Annotated in this window: 18 protein-coding genes, 3 rRNA genes, 1 riboswitch and 1 other annotated feature; of the genes, 17 read left to right on the top strand and 4 right to left on the bottom strand. The window is 39.4% G+C overall.

What is annotated here, in order from left to right:
• Both murD and KJS44_RS10220 read left to right on the top strand, forming a co-directional pair.
• A complete protein-coding gene (gene murD, locus KJS44_RS10225) occupies positions 1–1,317 on the top strand; it encodes a UDP-N-acetylmuramoyl-L-alanine--D-glutamate ligase (protein ID WP_008687541.1) in 1,317 nt (438 codons plus the stop codon).
• A 94-nt stretch (positions 1,318–1,411) separates the two neighbouring features.
• Positions 1,412–2,251 carry an undecaprenyl-diphosphate phosphatase gene (locus tag KJS44_RS10220; protein WP_008687543.1) on the top strand — a complete coding sequence of 280 codons (840 nt, stop codon included), beginning with the start codon at positions 1,412–1,414 and terminating at the stop codon, positions 2,249–2,251.
• Between the two features lie 282 nt (positions 2,252–2,533).
• On the opposite strand, the gene trpS is transcribed toward KJS44_RS10220, so the two are convergent.
• Complete coding sequence (gene trpS / locus KJS44_RS10215) at positions 2,534–3,520, bottom strand: tryptophan--tRNA ligase (protein ID WP_008687545.1); 987 nt, start codon at positions 3,518–3,520, stop codon at positions 2,534–2,536.
• A gap of 35 nt (positions 3,521–3,555) precedes the next feature.
• Positions 3,556–3,763 (bottom strand) — a binding site (T-box leader).
• A 459-nt stretch (positions 3,764–4,222) separates the two neighbouring features.
• Here trpS and spx point away from each other — a divergent pair.
• The 9 genes from spx to KJS44_RS10170 all read left to right on the top strand — a co-directional run bounded on the left by spx (position 4,223) and on the right by KJS44_RS10170 (position 15,049).
• Complete coding sequence (gene spx / locus KJS44_RS10210; protein WP_008687546.1) at positions 4,223–4,657, top strand: transcriptional regulator Spx; 435 nt, start codon at positions 4,223–4,225, stop codon at positions 4,655–4,657.
• Between the two features lie 459 nt (positions 4,658–5,116).
• Positions 5,117–6,654: ribosomal RNA gene (locus tag KJS44_RS10205) — 16S ribosomal RNA — on the top strand.
• Between the two features lie 215 nt (positions 6,655–6,869).
• Positions 6,870–9,767 (top strand): 23S ribosomal RNA (locus KJS44_RS10200).
• A gap of 49 nt (positions 9,768–9,816) precedes the next feature.
• Positions 9,817–9,930: ribosomal RNA gene (rrf, locus tag KJS44_RS10195) — 5S ribosomal RNA — on the top strand.
• The 16S, 23S and 5S rRNA genes sit together here, the layout of an rRNA operon.
• A 234-nt stretch (positions 9,931–10,164) precedes the next feature.
• The gene (locus KJS44_RS10190; protein WP_008687548.1) at positions 10,165–11,010 is read left to right on the top strand and encodes a putative manganese transporter; all 846 of its coding nucleotides are present in this window, start codon (positions 10,165–10,167) and stop codon (positions 11,008–11,010) included.
• Positions 11,011–11,091: 81 nt separating this feature from the next.
• Complete coding sequence (locus tag KJS44_RS10185; protein ID WP_008687550.1) at positions 11,092–12,594, top strand: tetratricopeptide repeat protein; 1,503 nt, start codon at positions 11,092–11,094, stop codon at positions 12,592–12,594.
• Between the two features lie 23 nt (positions 12,595–12,617).
• Entirely contained in the window at positions 12,618–13,169 is a 552-nt protein-coding gene (locus tag KJS44_RS10180; protein WP_008687552.1) for an SOS response-associated peptidase, read from the top strand.
• A complete protein-coding gene (locus KJS44_RS10175; RefSeq protein ID WP_008687557.1) occupies positions 13,169–13,900 on the top strand; it encodes an ABC transporter permease in 732 nt (243 codons plus the stop codon). The genes KJS44_RS10180 and KJS44_RS10175 overlap by 1 nt, the downstream gene beginning before the upstream one ends.
• Positions 13,901–14,191: 291 nt before the next feature.
• Positions 14,192–15,049 (top strand): GNAT family N-acetyltransferase, encoded by an 858-nt coding sequence (locus KJS44_RS10170; RefSeq protein WP_008687559.1) that lies wholly within the window; start codon positions 14,192–14,194, stop codon positions 15,047–15,049.
• A gap of 140 nt (positions 15,050–15,189) precedes the next feature.
• Here KJS44_RS10170 and KJS44_RS10165 read toward each other — a convergent pair whose 3' ends face one another.
• Complete coding sequence (locus KJS44_RS10165; RefSeq protein WP_008687560.1) at positions 15,190–15,810, bottom strand: ECF transporter S component; 621 nt, start codon at positions 15,808–15,810, stop codon at positions 15,190–15,192.
• A 105-nt stretch (positions 15,811–15,915) separates the two neighbouring features.
• Positions 15,916–16,033: riboswitch (FMN riboswitch) on the bottom strand.
• A gap of 217 nt (positions 16,034–16,250) precedes the next feature.
• On the opposite strand from KJS44_RS10165, the gene KJS44_RS10160 reads away from it, so the two are divergent.
• Positions 16,251–16,643: a hypothetical protein gene (locus tag KJS44_RS10160; RefSeq protein WP_008687565.1), complete on the top strand. Its 393-nt coding sequence runs from the start codon at positions 16,251–16,253 to the stop codon at positions 16,641–16,643.
• A 171-nt stretch (positions 16,644–16,814) separates the two neighbouring features.
• Here the strand turns inward: KJS44_RS10160 and typA are convergent, their stop codons facing one another.
• Entirely contained in the window at positions 16,815–18,653 is a 1,839-nt protein-coding gene (gene typA / locus KJS44_RS10155; RefSeq protein ID WP_008687568.1) for a translational GTPase TypA, read from the bottom strand.
• 117 nt (positions 18,654–18,770) lie between these two features.
• Between typA and KJS44_RS10150 the strand changes: the two genes are divergently transcribed.
• The 3 genes from KJS44_RS10150 to KJS44_RS10140 all read left to right on the top strand — a co-directional run bounded on the left by KJS44_RS10150 (position 18,771) and on the right by KJS44_RS10140 (position 21,818).
• Complete coding sequence (locus tag KJS44_RS10150) at positions 18,771–20,084, top strand: polysaccharide deacetylase family protein (RefSeq protein WP_008687570.1); 1,314 nt, start codon at positions 18,771–18,773, stop codon at positions 20,082–20,084.
• A gap of 188 nt (positions 20,085–20,272) precedes the next feature.
• Entirely contained in the window at positions 20,273–21,028 is a 756-nt protein-coding gene (locus KJS44_RS10145) for an esterase family protein (RefSeq protein ID WP_008687572.1), read from the top strand.
• Positions 21,029–21,488: 460 nt separating this feature from the next.
• Positions 21,489–21,818 (top strand): winged helix-turn-helix transcriptional regulator, encoded by a 330-nt coding sequence (locus KJS44_RS10140; RefSeq protein ID WP_008687573.1) that lies wholly within the window; start codon positions 21,489–21,491, stop codon positions 21,816–21,818.
• A gap of 187 nt (positions 21,819–22,005) precedes the next feature.
• Here the strand turns inward: KJS44_RS10140 and KJS44_RS10135 are convergent, their stop codons facing one another.
• Positions 22,006–22,347, bottom strand: a complete 342-nt coding sequence (locus KJS44_RS10135) for a helix-turn-helix domain-containing protein (RefSeq protein ID WP_008687575.1) — start codon at positions 22,345–22,347, stop codon at positions 22,006–22,008.
• 361 nt (positions 22,348–22,708) lie between these two features.
• Between KJS44_RS10135 and KJS44_RS10130 the strand changes: the two genes are divergently transcribed.
• Together KJS44_RS10130 and KJS44_RS10125 are read left to right on the top strand one after the other, a co-directional pair.
• Entirely contained in the window at positions 22,709–23,242 is a 534-nt protein-coding gene (locus KJS44_RS10130) for a helix-turn-helix domain-containing protein (RefSeq protein WP_008687576.1), read from the top strand.
• A 14-nt stretch (positions 23,243–23,256) separates the two neighbouring features.
• Positions 23,257–24,840: an ABC transporter ATP-binding protein gene (locus KJS44_RS10125; protein ID WP_008687577.1), complete on the top strand. Its 1,584-nt coding sequence runs from the start codon at positions 23,257–23,259 to the stop codon at positions 24,838–24,840.

Raw genomic sequence — 24,840 nt, 5'->3', positions numbered from 1 at the left:
ATGAAACCAAGTGTATTAGTTATCGGTGCTGCCAAAAGTGGTGTTGCCGTAGCCAAACTGTTAAATCGTCATGGTTATGCTGTCATCATCACGGATATGCAGGAAATTAAAGAAAAAGCTGAATTGCAAGAACGTGGTATCCAAGTTTATGAAAAAGGTCATCCGGATATATTAAAACGCGAGGATTACGCGTTTATTGTAAAAAATCCCGGTATCAAATATACAGTGCCATTTGTAAACTACTTTGTTCAACATCAAGTTAAAATAGTAACCGAAGTAGAAATCGGATATCGTTATGCATCGCATTTTCATTATGGAGCGATTACTGGCACAAATGGCAAAACCACGATTACGACCATGCTCTATGAAATGCTGCAGAGAAAAGGGAATGCGATTGTCGCAGGCAATATTGGCTTTCCATTATCCGCTTTGGCCTATGATTTTGAAGAGGAAGAAAAATATGTGGCATTAGAACTTAGCAACTTTCAGTTGTTAGGTATTGAAACTTTTGCACCAGAGGTCAGCGTTGTCTGTAATTTAGCACCAGATCATTTGGATTATATGCCATCAGTTGAAGCATATTATGAAAGCAAGATGCGGATATATGAAAATTGTCAAAAAGAGGACTGGTTTTTAAGAAATGTCGACGATCCTACAGTAGTTGCCTATGCGAAAAATATTCCTTGTACCACTATTGATTTTTCATTAACGCGTCAAGATGTGGATCTGTATCGCAAAGATGGCAAGGTATGGCTAGTTGATCTCATGCTGTTTGAAGAAAGCCGTTTTCCTATTGTCGGTGATTATAATTTATCGAATGCGATGGTCGCTGCCTGTATGGCCTATAAGCTTGGTGTGTCTTTAGCGGATATTCAAGCGACGATTGCTAGTTTTCAACCAGTCGAACATCGTTTAGAATATATTGGGGAAAAAGATGGGGTTAAATTTTATAATGATAGTAAAGCAACAAATACACATGCAGTTACCGCAGCTTTAAGCAGCTTTGATAAAAATATCCTACTGTTAGCGGGAGGACATGATAAAGGCATCAGCTTTCTAGATTTAAAGCAATATGATGATCGGGTAAAATGCTGTATCGCATTTGGTGAAACTAGAGAGCAATTTAAACCAATTTTCACGCATGTGGAAACTGTTGAAACAATGCAAGAGGCATTGCATACCGCAATCGCCAAGGCCCAAAGTGGAGATATCATTTTATTATCGCCGGCATGTTCCAGCTATGATCAATTTCCTAACTATGAGGTCAGAGGTACATTGTTTAAAGAAATGGTGCAGGCATATTTGGAAAAGGCCTAAAAACCTTACAAAATCGTTATAAAAAAACGATACTATCGACTTGCGTTTTATGGCAATTTGCGGTAGTATGAAAAAAATCTAAAAGGAGAAAAACATGTTTATAGAAATCTTAAAAGCTGCGCTATATGGAATCCTTGAGGGCATTACAGAATGGTTGCCCGTCAGCTCTACCGGCCATATGATCCTGTTTGAAGAAATTCTTCCCATGAAAGTATCAGAAAACTTCTGGAATGTTTTTTTGGTAGTCATTCAACTGGGGGCGATTTTGGCGGTCGTTTTACTGTATTGGAATAAAATATTTCCTTTTAACTTTAAAAATAAGAATCGTCCTTTTATCCGCTATGATATCATGAACTTATGGGGCAAAATTTTGGTTGCTTGTATCCCGGCTGCCATCGTTGGTATCGCATTTGATGACATCTTGGAGAAATATCTGTATACATCAGTGGTCGTTGCGACAATGCTGGTGTTGGTGGGTATTGCCTTTCTTATTATTGAAAATCGTAACCGTCATAAACGGGCAAGAGTGACTAGTTTGCAGGAACTAAGTTATGTAGATGCACTTAAGATTGGCGTGTTCCAGTTAATTGCAGCTATCTTTCCGGGAACTTCACGCAGTGGGGCAACTATTTTAGGCGGCTTGATGATTGGGGTCAGTCGAACAATTGCGGCAGAATTTACCTTCTTTTTAGCAATTCCGGTCATGTTTGGCGCAAGCTTATTAAAATTGCTGAAATTTGGTTTATCCTTTACTGGTGCTGAATTAGCAATCTTATGCACGGGCATGATCGTAGCCTTTCTCGTATCTGTCATCGTTATTCGCTTCTTGATGAGCTATATTAAAAAACATGACTTTAAGATCTTTGGCTATTATCGTATTGTTCTAGGCATTGTTGTCTTAGCCTGCTTCTTTATGGGAATCATTAAAATGTAAATAGAGCCATGCTGATATTCCTATATGAATATCAGCTTTTTTTATGTTGCAGCTAGCTGTGTACTTTATTATTTACCTATTACAGGTGAATGCATCGTGTTTAGCATCTTTTGCAAATTGTGTGCATACAAGAGGGTTTCTTTTGGTTCACTATTTGTTTGATACACGGCTTGTTTCTATACATATTTTTTGTTTTTATGCCAGTAAAAAAGCTGTCGCTCATGTGCCCCTTTTCATGATACATTAGGGTGTTTACATGTACGACAGCAGGAAAATGGTTATTTAGAAGATCTGGAAACCGATTTTCTTTTTTACTTTCATTAATTTTTTATGCGCAAAATAGCTGGCTTTCTCATTACCTTCTTTAATAACTTTTTCAGCAGCACCACTTTTTATGATTTCATGGTACTTTATTTGCAATTCCGTTAAAAAGTCAAATACAGCCTGTCCGACTTCCTTTTTCAATTCTCCATATCCTTTGCCTTCATAACGAGCTACGATATGATCAATTTCTTCGCCATTTAAAGAAGATAAAATCGTCAGTAAATTGGCAATGCCTGGCTGCTTTTCTGGTTCATATTGAATGATGCCAAGAGAGTCTGTAACAGCTGACATAATCTTTTTACGTGCAACTGCAGGCTCATCTAGCAAATCAATCGTACCTTTTGGATTATCTTCAGATTTAGACATCTTTTTTGTTGGATCTTGTAAGGAATAAATTTTGGCACCAACCTTTGCGACTAAAGGTTCTGGAATGGTAAAGGTATCTCCATAACGATTGTTGAAGCGTTCAGCTAGATTTCTGGTTAACTCGACATGTTGTTTTTGGTCAACTCCTACAGGAACATAATCAGCATCATATAATAAGATATCCGCAGCCATAAGGGAAGGATATGTGAACAGTCCTGCTGTTATTCCGGTCTCGCCCTTGGCAGTCTTATCTTTATATTGTGTCATGCGTTGTAATTCTCCCATATAGGAATTACAAGTCATGATCCAACCCAATTCGGCATGTTCATGTACATCACTCTGCAGGAAAATGGTGGTTTTCTCAGGATCCAGGCCACATGCTAGATACAGGGCAATGACATCTCTGGTATTTTTCTTTAATTCCGCTTTATCTTGGGCAACTGTAATGGCGTGCATATTAGCGATGAAAACAAACATTTCATAATCATCCTGGTAGGCGACAAAGTTACGGATGGCTCCGATATAATTTCCAAGTGTTAATCGCCCGGTTGGTTTAATGCCACTTAACATTCTTTTCATAATATATATCCTCTCCTAAAATAAAAAAGGTACCCAATAAGGACGCATGATGCATGCGTGGTACCAGCCTTCTTATTCATCTTCTTTATGATGAATCACTCTGTCGATAACGGTGACACCGATTCCTTAAAGGAATATGCTCCAAAGTTCCATTTCAAATAGCAGGCTGTACTGATTTACACCAACCATCAGTTCTCTATAAACAGTTTCTGTATTTTACTATACCTTCTTCATCGCATGTACTTTTCCTGTATATCATACTATCATTGAGAAAACTTGACAAGAGGTTAAATAAAAAATAGTACAGATGCAAGAAGTGTTTTCTTTGCCTACCTTTTTTAGTTGCACCATTAAATTCAGATACTTTGCCTACAGCAGTCAGCATAAAGATAACTCTCATCCTTTAGGATTCGTGATTTTTTTCTGAACATGTATAGTCACAAACATGAGGTATTCTACTTGCTATGCCTAATAACTTTGTTGTAATGTGCGAAAATATAAAAAAAAGAAGAGATATAACGCTGTTCATATGGTGAAGGAAGAGAAAAAAATTCAGAATTAGGGTATTTCAAATATTGATGGAACGTATTGATAGCTGGTAAGTATAAGGAATGGGAAAAATAAAAATTATCCAAAAATAACTTTTCTATTAATAAACAATTCGTTATAATGATAGAGTAAAGAAAAAGGAGGTCGTTGTTTATGATTATCTTGTATACCTCACCTGGATGTGCCAGCTGCCGTAAGGCGAAACAATGGCTGAAAGATAATGATATGAAATTCATAGAAAAAAACATTTTCACGACGTTGTTAAAAGAAGATGAAATCAAATATTTATTACAGCGTACAGAGAATGGAACGGAAGATATTATCTCAACGCGTAGTAAAGCGTTTCAGGAACTGCATCGGGATGTAGATGATTTATCCGTGAAGGAACTTGTCAGCATCATTCAGAAAAATCCATCTATATTAAAACGTCCGATTATGATTAATGAAAATAGTTTTGTGGTTGGTTATGATGATGATGAAATTACTGCTTTGGTACCTGCTAAACTACGCTTGACTGCTGAGAAGGCTTGTAATCCAAGCTGTGCGAATTATCCAATCTGTGGTAAGGTGCGGGAAGAAGCAGTATAATCATATCGCCATGTTAGATTTTGTATATGAGCCGTTATGACCATTCATAATTGTCATAGTTGATAGTTTTAAAATTATATACTCATATATTATAGAAATGTCATGTGAATGCATGGCATTTTTTATTAGATAATAAGCCATTGGATGTGTAATCGGAAAAGAGATGATATGGAAATAAGGAATGAAAAGATAAGAAAAGTTTGATATCTTGGATGTAATCGTTTACAGTATGAAAAGATAAAAAAGATCATTAAAAAGTGAAAAAAATAAAAAATAAGCGTTGACATGAAAGATAAATTGATGTATTATAAACAGGCACTCAACGAGAGTGACATCCACCAAGCAGTGGATGCTATCGGTCTTTGAAAACTGAACAGGAAACGTCAATTTCAATGAAAAAGAGAAGTAATTCTCGGATAAACAAATAAGAAAAACGTTAGTAAACGTTTTGAGCTAAATCAAATGGAGAGTTTGATCCTGGCTCAGGATGAACGCTGGCGGCATGCCTAATACATGCAAGTCGAACGAAGTCTTTAGGAAGCTTGCTTCCAAAGAGACTTAGTGGCGAACGGGTGAGTAACACGTAGGTAACCTGCCCATGTGCCCGGGATAACTGCTGGAAACGGTAGCTAAAACCGGATAGGTATGAGGGAGGCATCTTCCTCATATTAAAGCACCTTCGGGTGTGAACATGGATGGACCTGCGGCGCATTAGCTGGTTGGTGAGGTAACGGCCCACCAAGGCGATGATGCGTAGCCGACCTGAGAGGGTGAACGGCCACATTGGGACTGAGACACGGCCCAAACTCCTACGGGAGGCAGCAGTAGGGAATTTTCGTCAATGGGGGGAACCCTGAACGAGCAATGCCGCGTGTGTGAAGAAGGTCTTCGGATCGTAAAGCACTGTTGTAAGTGAAGAATGCCATATAGAGGAAATGCTATGTGGGTGACGGTAGCTTACCAGAAAGCCACGGCTAACTACGTGCCAGCAGCCGCGGTAATACGTAGGTGGCAAGCGTTATCCGGAATCATTGGGCGTAAAGGGTGCGTAGGTGGCACGATAAGTCTGAAGTAAAAGGCAACAGCTCAACTGTTGTATGCTTTGGAAACTGTCGAGCTAGAGTGCAGAAGAGGGCGATGGAATTCCATGTGTAGCGGTAAAATGCGTAGATATATGGAGGAACACCAGTGGCGAAGGCGGTCGCCTGGTCTGTAACTGACACTGATGCACGAAAGCGTGGGGAGCAAATAGGATTAGATACCCTAGTAGTCCACGCCGTAAACGATGAGAACTAAGTGTTGGAGAGATTCAGTGCTGCAGTTAACGCAATAAGTTCTCCGCCTGGGGAGTATGCACGCAAGTGTGAAACTCAAAGGAATTGACGGGGGCCCGCACAAGCGGTGGAGTATGTGGTTTAATTCGAAGCAACGCGAAGAACCTTACCAGGCCTTGACATGGATATAAATGTTCTAGAGATAGAAAGATAGCTATATATCACACAGGTGGTGCATGGTTGTCGTCAGCTCGTGTCGTGAGATGTTGGGTTAAGTCCCGCAACGAGCGCAACCCTTGTCTTCTGTTACCAGCATTAGGTTGGGGACTCAGGAGAGACTGCCGGTGACAAACCGGAGGAAGGTGGGGATGACGTCAAATCATCATGCCCCTTATGGCCTGGGCTACACACGTACTACAATGGCGCCTACAAAGAGCAGCGACACCGCGAGGTGGAGCGAATCTCATAAAGGGCGTCTCAGTTCGGATTGAAGTCTGCAACTCGACTTCATGAAGTCGGAATCGCTAGTAATCGCAGATCAGCATGCTGCGGTGAATACGTTCTCGGGCCTTGTACACACCGCCCGTCAAACCATGGGAGTTGGTAATACCCGAAGCCGGTGGCATAACCGCAAGGAGTGAGCCGTCGAAGGTAGGACCGATGACTGGGGTTAAGTCGTAACAAGGTATCCCTACGGGAACGTGGGGATGGATCACCTCCTTTCTAAGGAGAAAGTACAAAGAAGCAGATATTTCCTGTTCGGTTTTGGAAGACCGAAAGAATCTTCCAAGAGAAGTCGATCTTTGAAAACTGAATAACAGAAAAGACATAACAGAAGGTCTATAACGTAAAAGTTGTAAACAAAATAGATATTCACGAGTATAAAGTTAAACAAACAGTAATACTCAAGCAAACCGAAAGCAAAAACACGAAGAAGTGATTAAGTAAGTAAGGGCGTACGGTGGATGCCTAGGCACTTGAAACTGAAGAAGGACGCAACAAACGGCGAAACGCGACGGGGAGTGGTACGTACACAAAGATCCGTCGATATCCGAATGGGGAAACCCGTCATCTGTAATAGGATGGCATCCATGGATGAATCCATAGTCCATGAGAGAGGTACCCGGAGAACTGAAACATCTAAGTACCCGGAGGAAAAGAAAACAAAAGTGATTTCCTGAGTAGCGGCGAGCGAAAGGGAAGGAGCCCAAACCATCTCTAGAGATGGGGTTGTAGGACCACGATATGGCAAGAGGATTGTTAGGAGAACGGCATTGAAAGGCCGACCGTAGGGGGTGCAAGTCCCGTATCCGAAAACGATGTGAAGCCTAGTGGGATCCTGAGTACGGCGAGACACGAGAAATCTTGTCGGAAGCAGGCGGGACCATCCGTCAAGGCTAAATATAAACAAGTGACCGATAGCGAACCAGTACCGTGAGGGAAAGGTGAAAAGAACCGCGGGAGCGGAGTGAAAGAGAACCTGAAACCGTATGCCTACAAGAAGTCAGAGCCCGTTAAAGGGTGATGGCGTGCCTTTTGTAGAATGAACCGGCGAGTTATGTTATCGTGCGAGGTTAAGCAGGAGATGCGGAGCCGAAGCGAAAGCGAGTCTTAATAGGGCGAGAGTACGATGACATAGACCCGAAACCGTGTGATCTAGCCATGACCAGGTTGAAGTTCAGGTGAAACTGAATGGAGGACCGAACCGACCCCCGTTGAAAAGTTGGCGGATGAGTTGTGGCTAGGGGAGAAATTCCAATCGAACACGGATATAGCTGGTTCTCCCCGAAATAGCTTTAGGGCTAGCGTCGAGGCTTAGTCATGTGGAGGTAGAGCACTGAATGTACGATGGCCCCATCCCGGGGTACTGAGTATAATCAAACTCCGAATGCCATAAGATATGCCCGGCAGTCAGACCGTGGGTGATAAGGTCCATGGTCAAAAGGGAAACAGCCCAGACCGCCAGTTAAGGTCCCAAAATGCATGCTGAGTGGAAAAGGATGTGGGGATGCACAGACAACTAGGAGGTTGGCTCAGAAGCAGCCACCCTTCAAAGAGTGCGTAACAGCTCACTAGTCGAGTGACCCTGCGCCGAAAATGTACCGGGGCTAAGCATGCTACCGAAGCTGCGGATTTGTAGGAATACAAGTGGTAGGGGAGCGTTCTATGCAGCGTAGAAGCCATATCGTGAGGAGTGGTGGAGCGCATAGAAGTGAGAATGCCGGTGTGAGTAGCGAGATGTAGGTGAGAATCCTACACACCGATAGCCCAAGGATTCCAGGGGAAGGTTCGTCCGCCCTGGGTAAGTCGGGACCTAACGCGAGGCCGAAAGGCGTAGTGGATGGAAAACAGGCAGATATTCCTGTACCCGCGATGGAAATGAAGGAATGACGGAGAAGGTAAGTATGACCCACTAAATGGATTGTGGGCGAAGCGTATAGCAGGATGGCAGTGAAATGCGTCATCAGGATGTAAAGCGTGAAAGGTAAGGGAACGCCCAAGGGCAAGTACCGAAGCATATGTAGCCAGCTTCCAGGAAAAGTTTCTAGTATATTCCATAGCGGCCCGTACCAAAACCGACACAGGTGGGCAAGGAGAGGATCCTGAGGTGAGCGAGAGAACTGTTGCCAAGGAACTCGGCAAAATGACTCCGTAAGTTAGCGAGAAGGAGTGCTTATGAAAGTAAGCCGCAGTGAAGAGGCCCAAGCGACTGTTTAACTAAAACACAGCTCTCTGCAAAGTCGCAAGACGAAGTATAGGGGGTGACGCCTGCCCGGTGCTGGAAGGTTAAGAGGATTTGTCAGTAGCGATACGAAGCAATGAATTGAAGCCCCAGTGAACGGCGGCCGTAACTATAACGGTCCTAAGGTAGCGAAATTCCTTGTCAGGTAAGTTCTGACCCGCACGAAAGGCGTAACGATTTGGGCGCTGTCTCGGCAGCAGACTCGGTGAAATCTTAGTACCTGTGAAAATGCAGGTTACCCGCAACTAGACGGAAAGACCCCATGGAGCTTTACTGCAGCCTGATATTGAGTTTCGATCAGAGATGTACAGGATAGGTGGGAGACAAAGAGACATGCACGCCAGTGTATGAGGAGTCGCTGTTGGGATACCACTCTTGTCTGATTGGAATTCTAACCTGCATCCCTAAGCGGGATGAGGGACCGTGTCAGGTGGGCAGTTTGACTGGGGCGGTCGCCTCCCAAAGAGTAACGGAGGCGCCCAAAGGTACGCTCAGATTGGATGGAAATCAATCGACGAGTGCAAATGCAGAAGCGTGCTTGACTGCGAGACAAACAGGTCGAGCAGGGACGAAAGTCGGGATTAGTGATCCGGCGGTGCCGAATGGAAGGGCCGTCGCTCAACGGATAAAAGCTACCCTGGGGATAACAGGCTGATCTCGCCCAAGAGTTCACATCGACGGCGAGGTTTGGCACCTCGATGTCGGCTCATCGCATCCTGGAGCTGAATTCGGTTCCAAGGGTTGGGCTGTCCGCCCATTAAAGCGGTACGCGAGCTGGGTTCAGAACGTCGTGAGACAGTTCGGTCCCTATCTGTTGTGGGCGAAGGAGATTTGAGGAGAGCTGTCCTTAGTACGAGAGGACCGGGATGGACCTACCGCTGGTGCACCGGTTGTTCCGCCAGGAGCATAGCCGGGTAGCTAAGTAGGGAAGGGATAAGCGCTGAAAGCATCTAAGCGCGAAGCCTACTCCAAGATGAGATCTCCCATTCGCAAGAAGTAAGACCCCTTGAAGACGACGAGGTAGATAGGTCAGGGATGGAAGCATAGCGATATGTGAAGTTGACTGATACTAATAGGTCGAGGACTTAATCACAAGAAATGTTTGGACTGTTATTCAGTTTTGAGGGAGAGACCTCAAGCGATCTGGTGATGAAAGCGAAGTGGACACACCTGTACTCATCCCGAACACAGAAGTTAAGCACTTCAGCGGCGACAATAGCTGGACGAGCTCCAGTAAAGATAGCACGTTGCCAGGTAGGAAGACCTGTTCTGAGAAGGACAGGTTTTTTTCTATATAGAGAAAGAAATCCAAACACATTCCTTATGTGAGCGAAACCAATGGCATCAAATTTCATGTTTTTTCAACAAAGATGCAACTTGCCTGATTCGCTGATAGGATTTAATTTAAGTAATTCATAAAGAACTCATACTACTGGTATAAATAATCGAAAAGTGGTAAAATTGCTAAGTGATGCGAAAGGAGAATCAACATGCAGGATCTTTTAACTGATGTTTTACATGATACGTTGAGTATGCTACCTTTTTTATACGCAGCTTATGTATTTATGGAATATCTTGAACATAAAAGCAATGATAAGATGCAACGTTTATTAGCTGGAACCCGACGATTTGGTCCACTGGTTGGTTCTGTGCTAGGTATTGTACCACAATGCGGTTTTTCTGTTATTGCAGGTGGTTTATATATGAATGGTTCTATCACTCTTGGTACGTTGATAGCAGTTTTTGTATCAACTAGTGATGAAGCTATTCCTATTTTAATTGCGCAACCTAATCAATTAGATGTATTGTTGCAGGTGATTGCAGTAAAACTGGTGATTGGATGCATTTCAGGGTACTTAATAGATCTATTAGTGAAACAGCATCACTTGAAGGAAAATCATCCTTTACATGACATTCATGAGCACTGTGATGAAGAACAGAAAAAACATCCATCCATCTTTGCGATTGCATTCTTACATACACTGAAAATCTTTCTCTTTATTTTCTGTGTGAATTTTATCATATCCTTCATCATTCATGAGTTTGGTGAAGAAGCATTAGCACAATTTTTAGGTGCTGGAAGTTTCTTGCAACCTTTATTTGCGTCGCTTGTCGGATTCATTCCCAATTGTGCTGCCAGCGTTATTTTATCACAACTGTTTATTGACGGTGTTGTGAGCTTTGGTGCATTAACTGCGGGACTGATTACGAGTGCTGGATTGGGATTACTAGTGTTATTTAAGATGTATGATAATAAAAAGGATATTTGCCGTATACTTGGTATATTATTTATAATTGCTCTTGTCACTGGAAGTATTTTACAAATTCTTAGTTAAGTGGTTTCTGTGAGAAATCGCTTTTCTTTTCTTTATCTTCTATTTGAGATATAATAAAGATACGAAAACAAGTGGATGGTGATGAGTTTGGATTATAAACAAGAATTTGCGGATCTACTAGCTGAAAATCGACTAGAAGATGCTCGTATTCTGCTGGAGAAATATAAAATATATGCGTTAGATGATCCTTTTTATTATGGAAATATGGGATGGCTATTAAATCATATGGAACGTTATCAAGAGGCGGAAATCTATCTGCTGAAAGGTATTCATCAGTTTGGGGAAGATGGATGGATGCATTCACAGCTAGGCTTTTGTTATGATCGGCAAGGAAGAATCAAAGAAGGCATGGAGGAGTTATTGACAGCTTTAGAGCTTGGATTTGATGAAGCATGGATTCATGGCGAGATTGGATGGTGCTTCAAAGAAGCTCATGAATATGAGCAGGCTGTGAATTGCTTTGAAGATGCATTATTGGACGATCCTAATAATACATGGCTTTTAGCTCAAGCTGCATCTTGTTATCTATCACTTGATAAAAAGGAGCAGGCATTGGAGTATTATTTAAAAAGCTATCAATTAGATCCAGATAGTGACGCTTGTTTTGATTTAGCAAATTTCTATCATCAAAAAGAAGATTATGAGAGTGAAATTCAATATTTGGAAAAAATCCATGAGAAAGAACATGAACCATGGAAGGAATTTCAGATTGCGAATGCGTACATATCTTTACATCGTGCAAAGGATGCTCTAGAACATTTAAAAAAAGCGGAAGCTGCCGGGAAAGATGATACGAGCTTACATGCCCTAATGGGAGATGCCTATCGTTTATTAGATGATATGGAGCATGCAAATGCACATTATGATCGTGCATTATCTTACTACGAAAAGGCCATTCATCGAGAGAAAGAGCATTATTGGATTTATCAGGAAATGATTTGGATAGCGCACAAGCAGCGGGATTGGAAAAAGAAATTAGCATTTTTAAAGCGGGCTGAAAAAGAAAAGAAGGATGATATGTGGTTAATGTATCATTTTGCCCGTTGTTATAGTGATTTAGGAGATTATGAACATGCTGAAAATGCTTGTGAGTTTTGTTTATCGCATGGAGAACAAGGCATGGATATGTTTGATTTATATGCATGGAATCTGGGGCGAGATGGTAAGGAACGCAAGGCAATCGAAGTATTATCGAAACGATTGAAGCGTTTTGGTGCAGATGGCTGGGCTTATGGCGAGTTGGGTTGGAATTATTTGCAACTGCAAGAATATGAAAAAGCCCTTGAATATTTTGTAAAGGCTAGAAAAAAAGAACCTAAGAATGCGATGCATCCTTCGATGTCCGGATGGTGTCATTACCAATTAGATGAGTTAGAAGATGCAATTTGTGACTTTACAACAGCGATGCAGTTGGGAAGAAAGGATGGTTGGATTTTCGCTAGCATGGCAGAAGTATTGGCGAAAGCGGATAGGAAGGAAGAGGCTATCCAATACTATGAACAGGCGTTAGCACAGGAATATGGTGAAGATTGGATACCAGAAGAAGTCGCAAAATTGAAAAAGGAAGAAGTTGCTGTAAGCTAATGGTTAGATAGGAGGTGATGATCATGTGTGGACGTTATTACTTTGCCTTTGAGGATAGTGTACCTTTTCAACGTTTGCAATATAAGGTAGAACAAAAGGCTTTATTTGAATATGCTCGGGAAGAAGTGTTTCCATCACAAAAAGCACTGGTATTAACACGTGGAGAAAATGATTATGATGTGGATGTTATGAAATGGGGCATGGAAGGGTATCAAGGAAAACGTTTGATCAATGCCCGTAAGGAAGGAATAGAGCAGAAAAAAACATTTGCGCCTTATTTAAAGAAACGCTGTTTGATACCTTGCAATGGGTTTTATGAGTGGGTAAAGACAGGAAATGGGAAGCAGAAGATTTATATTCGTAAACAAGACATGCCGTTATTCTACTTGGCAGGAATATATAACGAAAAAAAAGAATTCGTGATTGTAACAGGAGAAGCCTCAGATGCGATGGCGCAGATTCATAATAGAACACCTATTATTTTGCGTGAGGAACAAATCATTTCTTATTTACAAGAGGAACTAGCATTTCAGGTTGATAATGAAGACTTATTGTTTATCAAGGAGAAGAAGTAATGAAACGCCATCAAAGATATCGCACAATAGCTGCCGCAACAATTCTTTTACTTTTTTGGCAAGTCTTTGCCATGGTAAAGGATAATGATATGCTGGTTCCATATCCATGGCAAGTGGTACAACGTATGAGTACCCAAGTTTTTTCTGTTTCTTTCTATACAACGTTAGAGGTTACTTTGCTGCGTGGTTTTGCAGGACTGATTATAGCATTTCTTTTTGCGTTGTTTTGTGCATATTTAAGTTATCGTTCTCATATCTTCCGTGATTTATTTTATCCATTCCTTTTATTAACAAGAAGTGTTCCTAATATTTCTTATATCTTAATTGTCTTAATTATCTTTGCCCGCAGTATTGCAGTGATATTGATTTTATTTCTTATTCTGTTTCCGGTAATATACAGTAATCTATTTAGTGCCCTTTTGCATATGGATAAAGATTTAATGGAAGTCATGAAACTTTATCCGGAAAAGGAAAGTTATGAAATTCGACGTGTATACTTACCTTTATTGCGTCCTAGCATTGAGGCTAGTCTGTCAGCAGGGATGTCTTTAGCGTTTAAGGTCGGAGTCATGGCAGAGATTCTAGGGGGCATGCAGGAAGGAATTGGTCGAGAGTTAAATTTATGTCGTTTGAATTTCGATATGATTGGCATGTTTGCGTGGACAGGCTGGATGATTTTTTTGCTTGTACTGATGGATCGTATCTTACGTGTTTGCATCAAAGAGAGATGATACATAATACATAAACGATCTTACAGAATAGATCATGATGTTTGATGATAAAAAAGAAGTTTTTTCTTATTGCTTTAAGGTAGCAAGGTAAGGTCATTGAAGATTCATAAAAAGCATGTTATAATTATGATAATAAAGTGAGGTGATGTGCGATGAAGATAAACGATTTACTTATTTCTGAATCTGACATGCACATCCACCCTATGAAGCTTTTCTTAAACCAAGTGTAAAATAGCATGTTATTCAGAAATGGATACATGTTTTTTTATGGGTGGATGAGAAGGGAATTTCATGGAAATAAAAATTGTTTCAACAAAGGATGAACTATTTGCTGTATGTCATATGGCAGCTAGCAGTAACGCGCAAAATGAAGCATTATCTGAGGAGTTTCACCGAGGTAGTCTGAATATGGAAGATTGCCTAATTTTAAAAGAAGGGCAACGAATCTATGGCAGAATAATTCTGAATCGCTATTTGACATATCTGACACTGGAAAAAATACCTGTTGAAAGAGCGGTTGGCTTTCTTAAGGAAGCTTGTAATAGAATTCATGAGAAACATATCGTAATACATTTATATTCCGATAAAAGCAATCATGAACTTGTCAAAACTAGTCTTTTATTGTCAGATTTTGTAATTACCCAGGAAAAAGAGAGTTATATTTGTCAACCTTATGCTTATCCTATAAAAGCAGATCTTCGTGATGGCAGAGATGTTGAGGATACCTTATTTATTGAGATGATACAGGCATGTTATGAGCAGAATCAAGATCGTTCTATAAGGAAAGATGCTATACGATATGGGCGATATAAAGCAGCGGTCAAGCTATTTACAGAACTAATCGAGCAAGAACCTCTTACGTATCGGCAAATGTTGTTTGTGAATGGTACTCCTGCTGGAATCGTCTTTTTAAATACGTCTAGTGAAAAGTATCGTGGTATCGGATATTTGGCAGTGCACCCTGCTTTTCGAGCTCAGGGCTTAGGAAAAGTGTTGTTACAGGCGGCTTGCGCATTAGCAGCTAAAGAAAAGAGCGTTTCTACGATCATTGGGGATATTGATGTAAGAAACGCTTATATACGCGATATCGTACAAGCGTGTGCTTTTGAATTGAGTTGTCAGGAATTGGTATTTGAAAAGAACAGTTAGTATAAGATATAATGTATAAAGATTTTTGAAGAAGGAAAAGCAATAAATAAAAAAACGATGTTTATTTTGAAGTCAACCCCATAGTTTATAATTAACCAAATAAAGGGGATTCAAGTCACTTCAAAACATCGTTTTTTTGCTTAGGAACGTTTTAATAATGGAGCTACTTTTTTATAAGAAACAAAGACGATGGAACTCACTAAAACGCCTTTTATAATATTGAATGGAACGACACATAAAAGTACTAAGCCAAGCAATCCATGAATATTGGGGAAGATAGCAGCTCCCATTCCAATAATGATTTCCATCGTAATGGCAGGACTCATAAAATAGGCATAAGCAGGAACTAAGATAAAATAATTAACCAATGCCCCGACTAGTGTCATAATGATCGTTCCCATGATTAGGCCAATCAAAGCATTTTTCTTTGTTTTTTCATGTTGATAAAAAACGGTTGCCGGTACGACCAGGGCACAGCCAATTAGAAAATTAGCAAATTCACCAACTCCCATGGTAATCGTACCATTTAATAAAAGGTTTAAAACGACTTTTAATCCCTCAATGGCAACTGCTGCCCATGGACCCATGGCAAAACCGCCGATTAATACAACAACTTCACTAAAATCAATCTTATAAAATGGTGGAGCGATAGGCAATGGGATTTCAAACATCATCAAGACGCAGGCTAGAGCTCCTAGCATGCTGATTTTGGCGATTGTTTGCATACTCATCTGTTTTTTTGTTGAAACATAAGCTGACATGTTATTCCTCCTTTGGCTGATAGAGCCATCCTTGTTAGCCTTTTTCTGCTGTGAAAACAACAAAAAAAGGTTTTCAACAAAACCTTTAGGGAATATCAAAAAGACACTATACTTCTTTCATCCAGACTATACTGTCGCCACCGGAATTGCACACGGTTCCTGCCAGTTACGGCTTGCGGGGTTTACCGCCGATTGGGAATTTCACCCGACCCTGAAGTTTTTGTCGTTGTTATGATAGCATTGTTTTTGGGGATTGTCAATGCATATGCAATTGCGTTTATAGATGATGATATCTATCATACGTATTTGTGGTGTATTCGTAATTACAAGAAGCACAAGGTTCTTTCACAATTATGTGAAACTTTCAAATATAGAAGGAAAACTGGAGAATATAATGAAATAGTGATATAATACCCTACATGATGAAGGGAGTTTTCAACATGAAATGGTTTCAGAATTTTATGCGTGGAAGATATGGTGTTGACCAACTGTCATTCGCTATTCTTGTTTTATATTTCATTGTAACGATGATAGGAATGATCATGCAAAATAGCATGATTACGTACTTATCTACAATATTGATTATCTGGTGTTGGTTTCGCATACTTTCGCGTAAAACATATAAACGAAGTGCAGAGAATACTTTATATCTGCAGAAGACGTATCCGATTCGTATGTGGTTTCGTAAGAAAAAAAACCGTTTTCAGGATCGTAAGACACATAAGTATTATAAATGTCCTAGTTGTAAACAGGAATTACGGGTACCAAAAGGTAAGGGCGAAATTACAATTACTTGTCCAAAATGTCATACAAAATTTGATAAACGAACATAAGATGTGCAAAGGATAGCACATCTTTTTTTGAGGAAGCAAACGTATGCAAGAGCTGTTTTATCGCAAAGCTTTGATAAAAAGGATTAAGAAAAACCCCATCTGAGAAGGTATGCATCAACATTTATTGGGATAAGCAAATGCATCCTTATTTCCCGTTTGGGGTTTTTATTTTTATAAGTTTTCTTCAGCAGCCATACGATCACGATAGTATTGGCGGCGTTCATGCGGCTTTAAGCCTTTTTTACGTAGACGGATACAGTCTGGTGTGATTTCTACTAATTCATCATCATTGATCCATTCTAATGCTTCTTCTAATGTCATTTCTCTTGGCGGAGTCAAACGCATTGCTTCATCGTTGCCAGAGGAACGAATAGCGGTTAGTTTTTTATTTTTCAAAGGATTTACATCCATATCAACATTACGTGCGGATTCACCAATGATCATACCTTCATACACTTCCGTCTGTGGTGAAATAAAGAGGGTTCCGCGTTCTTGCAAATTCCATAAGGCATACGTCATGGCACCACCGGTATCGGTTGAAATCATAGCACCGTTTGCACGTTGGGTGATTTCACCTTTATATGGTGTGTAACCTTTGATACGGCGTACTAAAGTACCTTCTCCACGTGTATCGTTAATAAATTCACTGCGATAACCTAATAAGCCGCGTGTAGGTGCTTCATAAGTAATACGGACATAGCCATTTTCTTCAACCATATCCACCATTGTGCCTTTTCTTAGGTTCAATTTATTAATAATGGTTCCACTATATTCTTCCGGGGCAATAGCGACAACTTCTTCCACGGGTTCTACCGTTTTCCCATTTTCATCTTTATGCAGAATGACTTCTGGTTTTGATACAGCGACTTCATAGCCCTCACGGCGCATCTGTTCTAATAAGACAGAAATATGTAATTCTCCGCGCCCGCTGACTTTAAAGCAATCACCACTGTCTGTAGGCTCTACTTTTAAACCAACGTTTACTTCTAGTTCTTTTTCTAAACGTTCTTTTAAATTACGGGAAGTAACAAACTTACCGCTTTGTCCTGCGAATGGAGATTTATTGACAATAAAGTTCATACTTAAGGTTGGCTCTTCCACATGAATGCTTTCCAATGGCATCACATGATCTTTTTCACATAAGGTCTCACCGATGGAAATATCCGCAATACCGGCAATAACAACGATATCACCGCTATGCGCTTCTTCAACGGAAACACGGCTTAAGCCACGATATACGAAAATCTGACTTGTTGTATTGGTACGTTCATGTCCAAAGGAATCACATACCACATATTGTGTCTGTGGTTTTAATACACCTTGGTAAATACGTCCGATACCTAAACGTCCGATATATTCATCATAAGCTAAAGCAGATACTTGCATCTGTAATGGTTCATTATCCAGATCTGGATAAACATCACAATGTTTTAAAATCGTTTTGAATAATGGCTCAATAGAATCACTAGGGGTATCCAAATCATATTGAACAATACCTTGTTTCGCAATCCCATACAGGATTGGGAAGTCCAATTGTTCATCGCTGGCATTTAAGTCCAAGAACAGTTCGTATACTTCATCGACAACTTCTTGAGGACGAGCGTCTTTTTTATCAATCTTATTGATCAACAAAATCGGGCGCAAGCCCATCTCTAAGGATTTACTTAAGACAAATCGCGTTTGTGGCATAGGTCCTTCACTGGAATCAACCAGTAAGATAACAGTATCAACGGTCTTAATGATACGTTCTACTTCACTGGAAAAATCCGCATGGCCTGGCGTATCCACAATATTAATTTTTACACCGTCATGAATGACAGAGCAGTTTTTAGAATAAATCGTGATACCACGTTCTCTTTCCAAATCATTGCTATCCATGACGCAGTCGACAACTTCTTCATTACTGCGAAAGACATCACTTTGACGCAGGAAAGCATCAACTAATGTCGATTTACCGGCATCTACATGCGCGATAACCGCAATATTTATAATTTTTTCTTTTTCACTCATATATATATTCCACCTTTATGACCATGTATTATCATATACCGAAATGGGTGGAATTACAATTTTTTTCGCATTTTTATGCGGTTTTTTCCATATACTTTTATGAGCAGGTGAGAAAACATGAAACTTAGAAAAATTGTATGCCCTTTCCTATGCCTTTTGTTGTGGGGATGCTCGCAAAAAGAGATTGCGCAAAACAGCAATCCGCAACAGGAAGTGGGTAAGCGACAACAGCAGTTGGCAGTGGAAGATGCCTATGTGAAAAGTGTCCAATACCCTGAAACATCCTATCCAAAAATGAACAAAAGAATAAAAGAACTCATACATTCCTATGAATCATCCTTTATTAAACAAGCGGTAAAGATGAAAGAAACAAGGAAACCGGAATTCAATGTGAGCTATGAATCGTATGTAAAAGATAATCGTTATTTGTCAGTAAAATTATTATTTTATGAGGTATTGTATCAAAAAAACGAGACCGTTGAAACCATGGTTTATGATACAAAACAAAACACTTTTTTAACGATTGAAGATTTTTTAAGTGAAGATGCTTTGACACAGCTTTCAGCAGACGTCATACAGTATTTTCAAAAGCATGCACCAAAGGCTTGTGACCGTGATGCTTTTCGGACGCATAGTGCAGCCTTGATGGAGAATTATGCGCATTTTGTGCTAAAAAAGGATGCTATGGTTTTTTATTTTCCACCTCATACATTATTTGATACAACAGCAACATATGAGTGTCCTTATGAGAAATTAAAAGGAAAAACCGCATTAAGCAGTGAAACGATTCCTACGGTAGTACCATATGAAGATATATTAAATGAACCTGTGAAAAATATTGATCCCCAAAAACCGATGGTTGCTTTGACGTTTGATGATGGTCCTAGTAAACGCTATACTGCCGCCATATTAGATGCACTAAAACAATATCATGGCAGTGCGACTTTCTTTGTTTTAGGATCAAATGCTGCCAATGCTCCCAATTTGTTACAACGCATGGTGTTGGAAGGAAATGAGATCGGCAATCATACGTTTTCGCATAAACAGCTGACAACTTTATCCAAGGCGAATATCGAAGAGGAAATCGCAGCTACGCAAGAATCTATTTATGGAATAACGAGAACCTATCCGAATGTTATTCGTCCGCCATATGGTTCGAAAAATGATACCGTTATGCAGTGTGCGCAGGGCAAACGCATCGTCACATGGTCATTGGATACACGAGATTGGAAGGATCGCAATACGAAGGTCATTGTAGAGCGAGTAATGAAACAAGTGAAGGATGGAGATATTATATTGATGCATGACTTGTATGATACAAGTGCACAAGCGGCTATCATTTTAATTCCAAAACTGCAGGAGAAGGGATTTCAACTTGTTACGGTCAGCGAATTATATACGTATCATCCGGATAAGGTAAGAAGATCCTAACAACAGGCCAAATGCCTGTTTTCTCTTGTTTATTCTTAGGATAGGAAATGATATATAATTCCACGAATTGTTGTATTTTATGATATAATAATAAAAAGAATATGACGAAATGATATAAGTATCTATGCGTTTTTATCCATTTTAAGAAAACTGCTGCAAAATCATAATACGATGAGGAGGGATAATTTATGAAGGTAGCATACTATAAGGAATTTAGCCATGAATTGAATCGTGACATGGAGTTTAAGGTGTATGGACATGCGGGGAAGCCATGTATTGTCTTTCCGGCACAAAATGGCAGATTTTATGATTTTGAGAATTTCGGTATGATTGATGCAGCAAGCGCGTTTATTGAACAAGGGAGAATTCAATTCTTCTGTGTGGATAGTATTGATGAAGAAACTTGGTCAAATGAAGGTGGAAATCCAAGAGAGCGTATAGAGCTGCATGAACGCTGGTATCATTACATCGTGGATGAATTCGTTTTGCGTGTTCAAGAAATCAGTACCTTTGATAATGGTGGTAAAAGCTATGATAAGATGATGACATGTGGATGTAGCATGGGAGCTTTTCATGCTTTAAACACAATGTTAAGAAGACCGGATGTATTTGATAAGGTACTGGCAATGAGCGGTATTTATCATGCATCTTTCTTCTTCCATGAATATCATGATGAATTGACTTATCAAAATTCACCGAGTGATTATTTAGCTAATCTGAAGGAAGATCATCCATATATGGAATTATATCGCCAGTCTGAAGTCATCTTATGCTGTGGTCAGGGCGCCTGGGAGCAGGAGTGTGAAAATAGTCTACATCATATGGAACAGATTTATGCGGATAAGCAAATTGATGTATGGATTGATTTCTGGGGTTATGATGTTTCCCATGATTGGTATTGGTGGAAGAAGCAAATTGATTATTTCCTGCAATTTCTTGTATAGGAAAAGCATGTTTAAATTAAGAAAAAAAGCAGCTAGTGTATGCATTTCAAGAAAGAGAAAGCAAGCTGCTTTTTTGATGTTAAGCTTTAGGGATATTAACAAAAGAACCCAATGATATGCATGATGAAAAAAGACATAGAAAAAGCCGGTTAAGGGGGGACCGGCGATTTCTAAATCATTATGATTATTTAAGGGGATAGAAAATTGTATGAATTATCATTAGGGAGAATGATGAGTACATACAAGCAAGGTGTTTCCCTTGCTCGTCTATAAGTATAAAAAAATACTATAGGTAAAAAATGTTTGAATTACGTGAAAATATGTGAAGTTCTAAAAGATGGGTTTTTGTAAGAATATGCTTAGTTAGTAATCGTTTTAAAAAGTTTTGTCATTTCAATAAAAAAACATTGTCAAAAATAGGAAAATAATGCTAGGATAAGCACCATAAGGAGCTGATCATATGAAGGTAATGACGTATAAGGATGCTTACACTTTAGGCATAGCTATTTTACAACGAGAAGATTTATGTGAACTTTTGCGGCAGCTAGACAGCTGTAAAAAAGAAATTGGGCGAATTGCATTGGACATGAAAGTGGAAAACCGTTTAATGATTCGTGATGGTTTGCAGGAATTAACAGCCCTTGGTTTAGTTTCTACCATTATTCATAAGAATGTAAAACCGATGCAAATTGAATATGCTTTGACAAATCGCGGTGCTAAGTTTTTGAGGGCGGTAAAAACGATTTGGGAAACCGGGGAAGAAATTCGGAAAGAATACGGAGCAATTTAAAAAAGATATCTATTTTATGAAAATGACAGTTTTTCTGTTACATGAAGCGTACGAAAAGAAGTCTTATGGCAAGAAACAACGAATCCATAAGATTTCTTCTTAACATTTCTTCATTATCCAGACAGAAACTGTCTTTTTATTATGGATAAAGTTTTACGTAAGGAAAAGCTATAAGTTCTTATATAAGTTATTCTTCCTCATGCAAAAGTGTTATCAGCTGCGCCATGCTTTTGGCAAAAACCCGTTTTTTACCATTGGGCAGTTTACGAAAATGTTGCAGCAAAGATAATTCGATGTCATCGTGAATGAGCAGCTCTTCATTACCTTTGGCATGTATTTGCAGCAGTTCATTTAAATCGAGTTCCAAAATTTCACAAATCGCTGATAAGGTTTCCAGATTTGGGAAACTGATATTCTTGCAATAACTGGAGATTGTCCGCTGATCTACATTCAAAAGATTTGCTAATTCTTTTTGTTTCATATCCTTTTGAACCATCCTTGCTTGCAAGATACCACCTATCTTTAACATACCGACACCTCTTTCATATTTATATATAGTATAAAATAGAATTGAATAAGCTTATTAAGATACCATTATAAATGGTAAAAAAACAGAATCCATTATATATGTGGAAGAATAATGTATATTCTTTAAAAAATGATGCTATCTTCTTATGAAAAGGTTGAGATAAGAAAAATAATATATTTAAATTCTATAGTTTTAAAGGTGTCTCTATAGCGAAATAGGGTGCTATGGAATTTCTTGTTTAATATATCAAACTTTTTGTTTAAAATATATTGCAATCTTAACAAAAACATGTATAATACACTTGTTTGAAATATAATACAAAAAGTTTAGTGTTACTAAACTGACAAAAAGGAGGAATGGCATGGATATCGGAGCAAAAATTAAGGCTTTGCGCATCCAAAATGATCTGACCTTAGAAGAACTGGCTTCACGCAGTGAATTAACAAAAGGTTTTTTATCACAAGTAGAGCGTAATCTGACGTCCCCTTCGGTCTCAACGCTGGAAGATATCTTAGAAGCATTGGGAACAGATCTTGCCTCATTCTTTAAGGAAAGCAAGCAAACGAAGGTCGTTTTTAGCAAACAAGATCATTTCATTGATGAGCATGAAGAATATTGTATTCATTGGATCGTACCAAATGCGCAGAAAAATGAAATGGAACCTATTCTGCTGGAACTCCATGCGGATAAAACCAGTATGGTTTTTGATCCTCATGATGGCGAAGAATTTGGTTATGTACTGGAAGGACGTATTCTTCTGGTTAATGGGGAGAAGGAGTATCCGGTTAAAAAAGGAGAAACCTTCTATATTCATGGGAAGTATCGTCATTATCTTCGTAATGTAGGGAAACATGACGCTAAAGTGCTGTGGATTACAACACCGCCGTTATTTTAAAGGAGATATGCAATATGGAAATGGAAAAGAAAAAACTGATTCAGTTTAAGAATATCGTCAAAGATTTTGACGGACAGCTTGTTTTAAAGGGAATTAACTTAGATATTTATGAAAATGAGTTTGTGACGCTGCTTGGACCAAGTGGTTGTGGAAAAACGACATTGCTACGTATTTTAGGCGGTTTTTTAGAGGCTAGTGAAGGCCATGTGATTTTCGATGGAGAGGATATTGCCCAATTGCCTCCTTATAAACGTGAGCTCAATACTGTGTTTCAAAAATATGCGTTATTTCCACACATGAATGTATATGACAATATCGCTTTTGGTTTAAAAATCAAGAAGATGAGCAAGGATGTCATTGAACAAAAAGTTTTAAAGATGTTGAAATTAATTAATCTGGAGGGCTTTGAGAAGAAAGATGTTACTTTATTATCAGGAGGACAACAACAGCGTATTGCCATTGCGCGGGCATTAGTAAATGAACCAAAAGTATTGTTATTGGATGAGCCATTAGGTGCTTTGGATCTGAAACTGCGTAAAGAGATGCAATATGAATTAAAGAAAATTCAGCAAGAAGTCGGCATTACTTTTATTTATGTCACTCATGATCAGGAAGAGGCTTTGACCATGTCAGACAAGATTGTTGTCATGAAGGATGGGGAGATTCAGCAGGTTGGTACACCTACGGATATTTACAATGAACCAGAAAATCGCTACGTGGCAAACTTTATTGGTGAAAGTAATATTATTCCTGGCGTGATGCTGGAAGATTACAAGGTGCAATTTGATGATATCGTATTTGATTGTGTCGATTTTGGTTTCAAAGAAAGAGAACAGGTGGATGTCGTCATCCGTCCGGAAGATTTGGATATCGTTAAAGAAGAAGATGGGAAAATGACAGGTATTGTAAAATCGGTATTATTTAAAGGTGTTCATTATGAAATTATGGTGGAAACCGTTCCGGGAACGAGTGTCAGTGTTAATATGCAGGTAACAAAGGAGCACGATATCACATCTAGTGATGCCAGTGAAAAAATATCTGCGAATGATTTCTATGTGGATATCGAAGATGTCAAAGATCTCAACGATGCGGAAATTATTGCGCGTGCAGATGCGCAGGCTTGGGAGACCCAAGAAGATGAATATATTTCTATTTCAAAGATTGAATATGATATCAAAGAAGAAATTGGCACTTACCCGGTAACGTTTGCTACTAGCAATGGAACCAGTGTCTCAATTGATGTTTTTGTTGTGCAGCAGCAATATGTGGAAAATCCTAAAGCGAATGAAGCCATTGCGGCATTTAATTTCTTTAAGACTGTGGATGAAATTAAGGAAAGTGCAGCTTTAGATACGGATTTAAAAACATGGGCAAATGCACAGAGTTGGAAGTTGTCTGATGAAAGTGATGTAGAGATTTCAAATGTGGAATATGACTTTGATCCTGATCATATCACAGCTGGTACGTATCAGGTTACCTTTAGTACACAGGGTCGTGAGTTTAAGATTCATACGACGGATATTGCCGAAGAAGGTGCAGAAGTGGGTCTAACATTCTTCCCGGAAGATATTCATGTCATGAGTAAGATGGGATTTTAA

Origin of the sequence: Longicatena caecimuris, from assembly GCF_018406465.1 — a bacterium.
Classification (GTDB): domain Bacteria; phylum Bacillota_I; class Bacilli_A; order Erysipelotrichales; family Erysipelotrichaceae; genus Longicatena; species Longicatena caecimuris.
This window is presented reverse-complemented; position numbering and strand designations above follow the sequence as displayed.